This is a genomic window from Polaromonas sp. P1_G1, assembly GCF_056405595.1.
On the sequence record NZ_JBFUBU010000126.1, the window covers coordinates 1 to 599 of the forward strand.

2 pseudogenes are annotated in these 599 nt (G+C 63.1%); one reads left to right on the forward strand and one right to left on the reverse strand.

The window, feature by feature from the left end:
- A pseudogene (locus AC1D1Y_RS26040) lies at positions 1-291 on the reverse strand (hypothetical protein); the annotation flags it as partial.
- A 174-nt stretch (positions 292-465) separates the two neighbouring features.
- Here AC1D1Y_RS26040 and AC1D1Y_RS26045 point away from each other — a divergent pair.
- Positions 466-599: pseudogene (locus tag AC1D1Y_RS26045) on the forward strand (TerC family protein); the annotation flags it as partial.

Below are 599 nucleotides of genomic sequence, written 5' to 3' on the forward strand. Positions count from 1 at the left end.
GCGCAGCACCCCGCGCTCGAACTGGTGGTTACCCATGTCAGACGACAGCGCCATGGCGCCGATGTGGAGCCGGTCGAGCTCGGCAGCCAGGGCGGGGACGTCCACCTTGGCGGGGTTACACGAACTTTCCACATCGATGTAGGGCAACTGCCCAGCCGCCAACAGGCGCTTGATGCGGCGCGCATAGCCGGCCTGGAGCACAGCCAGGTTGGCCGGTGCCTCTTGCGCGCGCACGCCGCCCAGCCAAAGTGCTGCAAACCCACCAGCGGCCAAGCATTGCCTGCGTTTCATGACGCGAACCCTCCGTGCGATCTGCCCATGATAACGACGCCGAACGCGCAACCGCAAAGCGGCCAGGCGCGCCACAAGCCCCCGTCTTTTAAGGGGTTGGGCCGACTGAGGTTTCGCTGGAAGCGGCCTCTGACCCTACCATCGCCCGGGTCACTTAGAACAGAGAGCCTGACCATGGATTTTTTAACCGACCCCAATGTCTGGATTGCCTTTGGGATGTTGACCGCCCTGGAGATCGTGCTGGGCATAGACAACATCATCTTCATCTCCATCCTGGTGGGCCGCCTGCCACCCGAGTTGCGCGACAA